This window comes from Pseudomonas sp. 8O (genome assembly GCF_902506495.1).
In the GTDB taxonomy this organism is placed as follows: Bacteria; Pseudomonadota; Gammaproteobacteria; order Pseudomonadales; family Pseudomonadaceae; genus Aquipseudomonas; species Aquipseudomonas chaetocerotis.
This window is the reverse complement of record NZ_LR733265.1, coordinates 1602751-1612825: the sequence shown is the minus strand read 5'-3', so window position 1 is coordinate 1612825 and position 10075 is coordinate 1602751. Positions and strand designations below refer to the sequence as shown.

At 59.5% G+C, this 10075-nt stretch carries 8 protein-coding genes and 1 pseudogene; 5 read left to right on the top strand and 4 right to left on the bottom strand.

Annotation, left to right across the window (positions count from 1 at the left end; all coding sequences use genetic code 11):
* The 4 genes and pseudogenes from GV002_RS20910 to GV002_RS20895 all read right to left on the bottom strand — a co-directional run.
* Positions 1 to 175 (bottom strand): annotated as a pseudogene (locus GV002_RS20910) (C4-dicarboxylate ABC transporter); the annotation flags it as partial.
* 140 nt (positions 176 to 315) lie between these two features.
* Positions 316 to 1305 carry a C4-dicarboxylate TRAP substrate-binding protein DctP gene (gene dctP / locus GV002_RS20905; RefSeq protein WP_160020163.1) on the bottom strand — a complete coding sequence of 330 codons (990 nt, stop codon included), beginning with the start codon at positions 1303 to 1305 and terminating at the stop codon, positions 316 to 318.
* Positions 1306 to 1613: 308 nt separating this feature from the next.
* Complete coding sequence (locus tag GV002_RS20900) at positions 1614 to 2999, bottom strand: sigma-54-dependent transcriptional regulator (RefSeq protein ID WP_160020162.1); 1386 nt, start codon at positions 2997 to 2999, stop codon at positions 1614 to 1616.
* Positions 2996 to 4810, bottom strand: coding sequence for a sensor histidine kinase (locus tag GV002_RS20895; protein WP_160020161.1), 1815 nt, complete (start codon positions 4808 to 4810; stop codon positions 2996 to 2998). The genes GV002_RS20900 and GV002_RS20895 overlap by 4 nt, the downstream gene beginning before the upstream one ends.
* A gap of 819 nt (positions 4811 to 5629) precedes the next feature.
* On the opposite strand from GV002_RS20895, the gene GV002_RS20890 reads away from it, so the two are divergent.
* The 5 genes from GV002_RS20890 to rfbC are packed head-to-tail and all read left to right on the top strand — an operon-like array spanning position 5630 to position 10066.
* On the top strand, positions 5630 to 6670 hold the full coding sequence (locus GV002_RS20890; RefSeq protein ID WP_160020160.1) for a glycosyltransferase family 2 protein: 1041 nt from the start codon (positions 5630 to 5632) through the stop codon (positions 6668 to 6670).
* A gap of 3 nt (positions 6671 to 6673) precedes the next feature.
* Entirely contained in the window at positions 6674 to 7744 is a 1071-nt protein-coding gene (rfbB, locus tag GV002_RS20885; protein ID WP_160020159.1) for a dTDP-glucose 4,6-dehydratase, read from the top strand.
* The gene (gene rfbD, locus GV002_RS20880) at positions 7741 to 8637 is read left to right on the top strand and encodes a dTDP-4-dehydrorhamnose reductase (RefSeq protein ID WP_256667153.1); all 897 of its coding nucleotides are present in this window, start codon (positions 7741 to 7743) and stop codon (positions 8635 to 8637) included. Before rfbB ends, rfbD begins: the two co-directional genes overlap by 4 nt.
* Before the next feature lie 2 nt (positions 8638 to 8639).
* Positions 8640 to 9524, top strand: a complete 885-nt coding sequence (rfbA, locus tag GV002_RS20875) for a glucose-1-phosphate thymidylyltransferase RfbA (RefSeq protein ID WP_160020157.1) — start codon at positions 8640 to 8642, stop codon at positions 9522 to 9524.
* Positions 9524 to 10066 (top strand): dTDP-4-dehydrorhamnose 3,5-epimerase, encoded by a 543-nt coding sequence (rfbC, locus tag GV002_RS20870; protein WP_160020156.1) that lies wholly within the window; start codon positions 9524 to 9526, stop codon positions 10064 to 10066. Before rfbA ends, rfbC begins: the two co-directional genes overlap by 1 nt.
* Positions 10067 to 10075 lie beyond the last annotated feature (9 nt).

Here is a 10075-nt window from a genome sequence, read left to right as displayed (position 1 = left end):
CGTCGCCGATACCGAGCAAAAACTCGTTACCGCCGAAATAGTCACCCAGCCAATAAAACAGGGTGTAGAAGTTGTTGAGGATCACGTAGACGAAAGTGATCAGCGTCATGGCCGCCAGGAGGAAAGCAATGAAGCCTTCCTCGAAGTGCTCCCAGACGCGCCGCAAGGCGTTCATGGTCGGTTCTCCCGAATGGAAAGGGCGTAGGGTGGGACGGTAGCCGGCCCACCGATTACAGCGTTGATCGACGCCCGTCGCGGGCGTCGTGGTGGGTCAGAGCATCGACGCTCTGCCCACCCTACGGCTCTCCGGCCTTATTACTGGTTGGCAGCTTGCGCGGCCTTGATCAGGTCAGCGCCGATCTCACCTTCGAACTTCTTCCATACCGGCTGCATGGCGTCGCGCCATTGGCCGCGCTGCTCAGGAGTCAGGCTCAGGATCTCGGTGGTGCCTGCTTCGACGATGCGCTGCTTGTCGCCTTCGTTGAGGGCGTCAGCCTGCTTGTTCACCTCGACGGTGACCTCGGCGATGATCTTGTTCAGCTCGTCGCGTACGTCAGCCGGCAGACCTTCCCAGAACTTGGTGTTGGTGATCAGCATGTAGTCCAGCAGGCCATGGTTGGACTCGGTGATGTACTTCTGCACTTCGTGCATCTTCTGGCTGTAGATGTTCGAGTAAGGGTTTTCGGCACCGTTGACCACGCCGGTCTGCAGACCTTGGTAAACCTCGGCGAAGCTCATCTTGCGCGGGTTGGCGCGCACGGCCTTGAACTGCTCTTCCAGTACGGCAGACGCCTGTACGCGGAACTTCAGGCCACGGGCGTCTTTCGGCTCCAGCAGCGCCTTGTTGGCCGACAGCTGCTTCAGGCCGTTGTGCCAGTAGGCCAGGCCGGTAATGCCCTTGTCGGTCATGGAGGTCAGCAGTTTCTGGCCTTCCGGACCTTTCTGGAAGCGATCGACTGCAGCCATGTCGTCGAACAGGAACGGCAGGTCGAATACTTGCAGCTGCTTGGTGTATTGCTCGAACTTGGCCAGGGACGGGGCGATGATCTGGACGTCGCCGAGCAGCAGCGCTTCCATTTCCTTGCCGTCGCCGAACAGCGAGGAGTTCGGGTAGACCTCGACCTTGACCTTGTCGCCCAGACGTTCTTCAGCCAGTTGCTTGAACAGAACGGCACCCTGACCTTTCGGGGTGTGCTCGGCAACCACGTGGGAGAACTTGATGACGATCGGGTCGGCAGCGTGAACCACGCCAGCGATGGACAGGGACAGGGCGCAAGCCAGCGCCTTGGCAGTCAGTTTGAACATGCGGATGCTTCCTCTTGTTGTGTTTATCGCATTTGCGCCGAGGGGCGCAGCTGACGAACGGACAAGAGCAAGTCTAGGCGGCTTGGAGAAAAACGCCGGTGGCATTAGCGAGGCCTGGACTTGTACTTGTGGGTTCGCGTGGGGCAAATCCAGAGCAACCCTTGTGCCAGACCTCTGTGGCATACGCATGACAAGTGCGCGAAAGCCCTTGGCCAGCGGCCTTGATGGCTTCTGGCCAATCGCGGCGCGGGCCTTTCGAAGCGCTCCCCGACCTATCGATACGTCCTGATCTGGCGGTTTGCCGCCAGTCAGTCGAAGTCCTCTGGCGAGCTTCCGCCAGCGCCGGAGAAATTCAGCCCATGTTTGCGCAGTTTGTCGTGCAGGGTCTTGCGCGGCACGCCCAGGGCTTCGGCCAGGCTGCGTAGCGAGCCGTGTGGGCGGCTCAGCTCGGCGGCGATGAGGGCGCGTTCGAACGCTTCGACCTGCTCGCTGAGCCCGCCGTTGACCGGTGGCAGGTTCGGCGCATTGCTGTCGAGCGCCAGTTCCAGGCCCAGCGCGAAGCGCTCGGCAGCGTTCTGCAGTTCGCGCACGTTGCCTGGCCAGGGATGACGTAGCAACAGCGCGCGCTGCCCTGGCTGCAGCTCGCGCGGCGCCAGCGCATGGCGGGCGGCCGCCCCATCGGCGAAATGCTGGAACAGCAGCAGGGCGTCCTCGCCGCGCTCGCGCAGCGGCGGGATGGACAGCGGCGCGACGTTGAGGCGGTAGTAGAGGTCGGCGCGGAAGCGCCCGGCATCGGCAGCCTGGCGCAGATCTTCCTTGGTCGCGGCAATGATGCGGATATCCAGTGGGATCAGCTGATTACCACCGAGTCGCTCGACCACCCGCTCCTGCAGCAGGCGCAGCAACTTGACCTGCACATCCATGCTCATGCTCTCGATCTCGTCGAGGAACAGGGTGCCGCCGTTGGCGAACTCGAACTTGCCGATCCGCCGTTTCTGCGCGCCGGTGAAGGCGCCGGCCTCATGGCCGAACAGCTCGCTTTCCACCACCGATTCGGCCAGTGCGCCGGCGTTGATGGCGACGAAGGGCCCTTCGCGGCGGTTGGACAGGTCGTGCAGGGCGCGTGCGACCACCTCTTTGCCGGCGCCGGTCTCGCCGAGAATCAGGACATCGGTGGCGATGCTGGCAAGGGCGCCGATCTGTTCGCGCAGGCGTTGCATGGCCGGCGATTGGCCAACAAGGCGGCTGGACAGTTGCTGGCGGTCATTGAGCGCCATACGCAGGCTGCGGTTGTCCAGCACCAGGCGGCGCAGTTCCAGCGCGCGGCGTACGCTGTCGAGCAGATCATCATTGGCGAAGGGTTTTTCCAGGAAATCGTAGGCGCCGGCGCGCATCGCCTGCACGGCCAGCGGCACGTCACCGTGACCGGTGATCAGCAGCACGGGCAGTTCGGCATCGCGCTCGCGCAATTGCTGCAGCAGCTGCAGGCCATCGATGCCAGGCATGCGGATATCGCTGACCACAACGCCTGGCCAGCCAGCGGGAATCCGCGCGGCCAGACCCTGTGCATCGCCCAGGCTGAGGACCTTGAGCCCGGCCAGGTCGAGCGTCTGGCTGAGTGCCTGGCGCAGATGGGCGTCGTCGTCGATCAGCAGTACCTGAATGCGGCTGTCGATGGCGCTGTCGCTGGTCATGGCGAAGGGTCCTCTGAGGGTTGCAGATTGACGCCGGGGGTGGCCAGGCGCAGGCGCAGGGTGATCAGCGCACCGCCGGATGGATGATTGGCCAGCAGCAGTTCGCCGTCCAGCGCACGCACCAGACTATCGCAGATGGCCAGACCCAGCCCCAGGCCCTGGGCGCTGGTCTTGGTGGTGAAGAAGGGTTCGCGCGCGCGCGCCAGGGATTCGGGCGAGAAGCCCGGGCCATTGTCGCGCAGCAGCAGGTGCAGGTACTCGGCCTGATGCTCGACGCTGATCCAGATGCGCCGTTGCGGCGCTCTATCGACCAACGCATCGAGTGCATTGCCGAGCAGATTGCCGAGCACCTGGCGCAGCCGCGTTTCACCGGCCTGGACCCAGAGGGTGGCGTCCGGCAGGTCACGGATCAGCTCCACATCCATGGCCCGGCGGCGCTTTGCCAGCAGCGCGAGCGCATCGTCCAGCGCCGGCTGCAGGGCAACCCGCTCCGGTGCGTGGCGATCACGACGAGCGAAGGCGCGCAGGTGGGCGATGATCGAGGCCATGCGCTCGGTCAGTTCGCTGATCAATCTGAGATTGGCGCGAGCATCGTCGGTGCGCTGATGATCGAGCAGAGTACTGGCGTTCTCCGCATAGCTGCGGATCGCCCCCAGCGGCTGGTTGAGTTCGTGGCTGATGCTGGCACTCATGGTGCCGAGTGCCGAGAGTTTGCCGGTCTGGACCAGTTCGTCCTGGGCGCGCACCAGTTCCTGCTGGGCCTGTTCACGCTCGAGCACTTCCTGCTTGAGGCGGCTGTTGAGTAACTCCAGATCCTGCGTACGCTCAGCGACGCGCTGCTCCAGCTCGGCCTTGGCGCGGGCGTCGAGGGCGATACGTTCGAGGTAGTGACGGCGACGCAATATCAACAGACCAAGCAGCAGCAGCAGTGCCAGCAGGGCGGCCGCGCCTACGGCCACGGCACTACGCACGGGGCGGTCGAGCAGTATGCGTGGAGCGAGAATGCTCACTGTCCAGCCGGTCTCTTCCAGAGCGCGGCTTTGTGTCAGCCAGGCGTTGGGATCGAGATCGAGAAGGGGTGGCGCCTGGGTCGGGTAGGGCTGGTTGGCGGCGATGGCCGATTGCTCGACGCGGTCCAGTGGCCGGCTGGCGTGAAAGCGCCAGTCCGGGCGCGAGGTGAGAATCACCACGCCGTTGGTATCGGTGACCAGCAGCTGTTCCGGTGTGTTGCCCCATAGCGTTTCGGTATGGTCGAGGTCGACCTTGACCACCAGCGCGCCGATGTTGTGCTCGTCCTCGCGCACCGGGTAGGCGAAGTAGTAACCGCGCTTGCCGGACGTTGTACCCAGACCGAAGAAGCGTCCCAGACGCCCGGCCAGCGCTTCACGAAAATAGGGGCGGAAGGCGAAGTTGCCGGCGACGAAGCTGTCGGGTTTGTCCCAGTTGGAGGCGGCCAGAGTGACGCCGCGCGGGTTCATTAGATAGATGACGTCAGCGCCGGTCTGGCTTTTCACACGGGCCAGGAGGCGGTTGGCGTTATCCAGCGCGGCGGGGTCTTCAGGTGAATGCAGGGCGGCGCGCAGGCCTGGAAGGTCACCAAGAATCTGCGGCAGTACCTCATAGCGACGCAGCGTACCGAGCAGGTTGGCGACGTACAGATCGAGGGTTTGCCGGTTCTGCTCGATCAGCACTTCGCGGTAGTAGCGCTCGGCCAGGAAGTGAACGGGCCACAGCAGTGGCGCAAGCAGCAGCGCCAACAGCACGAGGCTGCGCCAGCGCAGGCGACGGGGAGTGGCAGTGTTCGTGCTCATGGCAAACCGGGCAGAAATGATCGGCGCATTATGCACGTTAAGCGCGCGGCCGGTGATGTGCGCCGGCCGCGCGCAGACGCTCGGCGATGGCGAAGTCGAGCCGGCTCGATCTGGGTAGCCAGTAGTCGTAGCAGTTGTTCCATACGCCATGCATCGCGGTTTCTGTTGAGCCTGTGTCGACTACATTCCCGGGATGAGAGAAGTGGATGCAGCGAGGTGTTCGCAACGCTCATAAGCGCCGAAACCTGTGACATGTGGCATGCCTGATCAGCTCACCGTTCTCGAAATCAGTAGGGCCGGAGGCGGTCAGAAATAACCTCCTGTTTCAGACTATCCTTAAATAAATATGCTTTCCGAACGATGTAGAATCGCATCTTTACCCTCAGGGATGTACTGAAAAAGCCATTTATCGTCACTCCTGCGCAGGCGGGAGCCCAGCGGCAGCGGGTTGCTCCGCTGTCCTGCCAGCGTGGGAATGATGCTGGGAATGGTGGTGTTTTCAGCGTTTCTCTGGAGGGCTGAACGAGACAAGTGGTGCTCTACACAAAGCGTGATTTGCGTAAGATGGTGCCGAAGGGAATTCAGACTGCGTCACCTGTATGTGGTGAGCTAGCTGTGGTCTTATGTGATGAGCAGGCTGATGCATGGGGCAATCATTCGCATTTCACGAGATTTGCTTCCGTTTCGTAGAGGGCAATGACTAGCCGTTTTGCCTCTGCGTATTGCTTGGTCTGATAGGAGTGTTCTCAAGTGATGTTTTTAAAAGCTTTCAGTGGGATGTGGTGGCACCTTCTAGGTGCCTGATTACTAGATATGTTGATGGAACAGCTGAAAGTACCCTCGCCTAACTCCGAAAATATAAATTCGGTTTCTTCTAGTGATGACGTAAATGCTGCTGGAATAGTAGTACCCGTATTACCACCAGAGCATCATGAGCAAATGCCCAAAGTTGCCATTCTCTTGTGTACTTTTCATGGTCAGCATTATCTCCCTGAACAGTTAGACTCTTTTGCAAATCAGTCCCATACCAATTGGGAGGTCTGGGCCTCTGATGATGGGTCAAAGGACAATACGCACTCCATTCTCATGGCGTACAAGGCGCAATGGCCTGCTGGTCGTTTATCCATTCATTTTGGGCCAGCGGAGGGTTTTGCTGCCAACTTCCTATCGCTAACCTGCAGAGCCGGTGTCGACGCAGACTTCTATGCCTATTCCGATCAGGATGATGTGTGGGAGGCTGATAAATTATCGAGGGCATTGCAGTGGCTTACCACTGTGCCACCCAGTGTTCCGGCTTTGTACTGCTCGCGCACCCGATTGGTTGATGCCGAGAATAATGAAATCGGCATATCACCACTGTTTACCAAAACTCCTGCTTTCGCCAATGCCTTGATACAGAACATCGGTGGTGGCAACACCATGGTATTCAACAATGCTGCGCGAGAACTCTTGCGCGAAGCCGGGGAAAACAAGTCTGTGATCACCCACGATTGGTGGGCCTACATGGTGGTCACGGGCTGTGGCGGTCGCGTGTTCTATGACAGCAAGCCCACACTGCGCTATCGCCAGCACGGCGGTAACCTGGTGGGCATGAATGCCAACTGGGCAGCTCGTTCAAAACGTATCCGTATGCTGTTTCAGGGGCGCTTCAAGCACTGGAATGACTGCAACATCTCTGCGCTACTGACGCTAGAGCACAGGCTGACAACCGAAAACCGGGAAGTACTTCAGCGCTTTGCTGACGCCCGTGGTATGAGCCTTATCCCTCGCCTTATCCATCTAAAACGCAGCGGTATCTACCGCCAAACACTGCTGGGCAATATTGGCCTGATCGCTGCGGCTATTCTCGGGAAAATCTGACGCATGACTATTCTTGTAACCGGCGGAGCCGGCTTCATCGGCAGTAATTTCGTGCTCGACTGGCTGGCCCAGTCCGATGAGCCGGTGATCAACCTGGATAAACTGACGTATGCCGGCAACCTGGAAAACCTCGCCAGCCTGGAGGGTGATGCCAGGCATCTATTCGTTCAGGGGGATATTGGTGACAGCGCCCTGGTGACACGTTTGTTGGCTGAACATCAGCCGCGGGCCATTCTCAATTTCGCTGCGGAGTCTCATGTCGACCGATCCATCCATGGGCCGGAAGATTTTATCGAGACCAACATCGTCGGCACCTTCCGTCTGCTGGAAGCTGTACGTGCTTATTGGAAGGCGCTCGAGCCCCAGGCGCAGCAGGCGTTTCGTTTCCTCCATGTGTCGACAGACGAGGTCTACGGCTCTTTGGGCAAGGATGAGCCGGCGTTCACAGAAAAACATCAGTACGAGCCCAACAGCCCATATTCGGCCAGCAAGGCGGCCAGTGACCATTTGGTGCGCGCCTACCATCACACCTACGGGCTGCCGGTGCTCACCACCAATTGCTCGAACAACTATGGGCCATATCATTTCCCGGAAAAGCTCATCCCGCTGATGATCGTCAACGCCCTGGCCGGTAAGCCTTTGCCGGTGTATGGCGACGGCCAGCAGATCCGCGACTGGCTTTACGTCAAGGATCACTGCAGTGCCATCCGCCGCGTGCTTGAAGCTGGCGTGCTGGGCGAGACCTACAACGTGGGTGGCTGGAACGAGAAGCCCAACCTGGAAATCGTGCGCACTGTGTGTGCCCTGCTGGACGAGCTACGTCCGCGCGCCGATGGCCAGCCGTATCAGCAGCAAATTGCCTACGTTACCGATCGCCCCGGGCATGACCGGCGCTATGCGATCGATGCGACCAAACTGGCCACTGAGTTGGGCTGGAAACCCGCCGAAACCTTTGAAACCGGTATCCGCAAGACAGTGCAGTGGTACCTGGACAATCAAACCTGGGTGAACAACGTGCTGTCTGGCGATTACCGCCAATGGATGGAAACCAACTATCGCGGACGCAGTGCATGAAAATATTGCTGCTAGGTAAAAATGGCCAGGTTGGCTGGGAGCTGCAACGTAGCCTGGCCCCATTGGGCAGCGTGCTGGCGCTTGACTCCAAAAGCAGCGACTACTGCGGTGACCTGTCTGACCTCGGCGGCTTGGCAGAGACCGTGCAACGTTTCGCGCCGGATGTGATCGTCAATGCCGCTGCCTACACCGCCGTTGACAAGGCCGAGAGCGAGACTGACCTGGCCTTTAGGGTGAATGCCGAGGCTGTTGCCGTATTGGCTCGTGAGGCCAAGCAGTTGGGTAGTTTGCTGGTGCATTACTCCACCGACTACGTGTTTGCCGGCGATGGTGAACGCCCCTGGTGCGAAACGGATGCTGTTGCGCCCCTCAATCAATACGGTGCCAGCAAGCTGGCTGGCGAGCGCGCAATCCAGGCAAGTGGCTGCCTGCATTTGATCCTGCGCACCAGTTGGGTATACGCCGCGCGTGGCAACAACTTCGCCAAGACCATGCTGCGTCTGGCCCGTGAGCGCGATAGCCTCAGCGTGATTGCTGACCAGTTCGGTGCGCCGACCGGGGCTGAGCTGTTGGCAGATATCAGCGCACATCTTATTCGTTCGACCCTGAAACAGCCCCAGTTGGGAGGGCTGTATCACCTTGCTGCGTCCGGTGAGACCAGCTGGCATGCCTATGCGCGCTTCGTTCTGGAGCGAGCAGCGGACGAAGGTGTCGCCCTCAAGGTGCACGGCAACCAGGTTGCCGCTATCCCCAGCAGCGCTTATCCGACCCCGGCCAAACGGCCGAACAACTCACGACTCGATACACAGAAACTGCAAAAGGCCTTTGCGCTGAACTTGCCCGAGTGGCAAGTCGGTGTGGCACGGATGCTCACAGAAGTACTAGAGAAATGAACATGCTAAAACGTAAAGGCATCATCCTGGCAGGCGGCTCAGGCACTCGCCTGCACCCTGCGACCCTGGCGATCTCCAAGCAGCTCCTGCCGGTTTATGATAAGCCGATGATCTATTACCCGCTGAGCACCCTGATGCTGGCGGGTATTCGTGAAATCCTGATCATTTCCACGCCGCAAGACACCCCGCGTTTCGAACAGCTATTGGGCGACGGTAGCAAGTGGGGGCTCAGCCTTTCCTACGCCGTGCAGGCATCGCCGGATGGGTTGGCCCAGGCTTTTCTGATCGGTGAAGCGTTCATTGGCAACGATCTGGCGGCGCTGGTGCTGGGTGACAACATCTACCATGGTCATCATTTCCAGGAGCTGCTAACGAGCGCGATGTCGCGCGAGCACGGCGCCAGTGTGTTTGCTTACCACGTACATGACCCCGAGCGTTATGGCGTGGTCGAGTTCGATGATCAGGGCAAGGCCATCAGCCTTGAAGAGAAACCGACGGTGCCGAAATCCAGCTATGCCGTCACCGGCCTCTACTTCTATGACAATCAGGTCGTGGAGCTGGCCAAAAGCCTCAAACCCTCCCCGCGTGGCGAACTGGAAATCACCGACCTCAATCGCCTCTACCTGGAGCAGGGCCAACTCAGCGTTGAAATCATGGGACGCGGATACGCCTGGCTGGATACCGGCACCCATGAGTCGCTGCTGGAGGCCAGTCAGTTCATCGCCACCCTTGAAAACCGCCAGGGCCTGAAAGTCGCCTGCCCGGAAGAAATTGCCTATCGCCAGAAATGGATTACGGCTGAAGAGCTTGAAAAACTCGCAGCGCCGCTCGCCAAGAACGGCTACGGGCAATACCTCAAACGACTTCTGAGCGAGACCATTTACTGATGAAAGCAACGCCTTTAGCCATCCCTGATGTCATTCTTTTCGAACCCAAGGTATTTGGCGATGAACGGGGTTTTTTCTTTGAAAGCTTTAATCACCTCCTGTTTGAAGAAGCTATTGGTCGCTCGGTGCAGTTCGTGCAGGACAACCACTCGCGCTCGCTAAAAGGCGTGCTGCGTGGGATGCATTACCAGATACAAAAACCCCAGGGCAAGCTGGTGCGCGTAGTGCAAGGCGAAGTGTTTGATGTGGCCGTGGATATCCGTAAAAACTCATCGACCTTTGGTCATTGGGTGGGTGCCCACTTGAGTGCGGAGAATAAGCACCAGTTGTGGGTTCCGGAAGGTTTTGCCCATGGTTTTGTTGTGCTCTCGGAAACCGCCGAGTTTCTGTATAAGACAACGGATTACTACGCCCCCGCTCATGAGCGCTGCATTCACTGGAATGATCCGCAAATAGGTATTCAATGGCCATACAGTGGGCCGTATGTCCTTTCCAGCAAGGACAGTCTTGGTATGCTCTTATCTGAAGCTGATGTTTACTGATTAGACCGA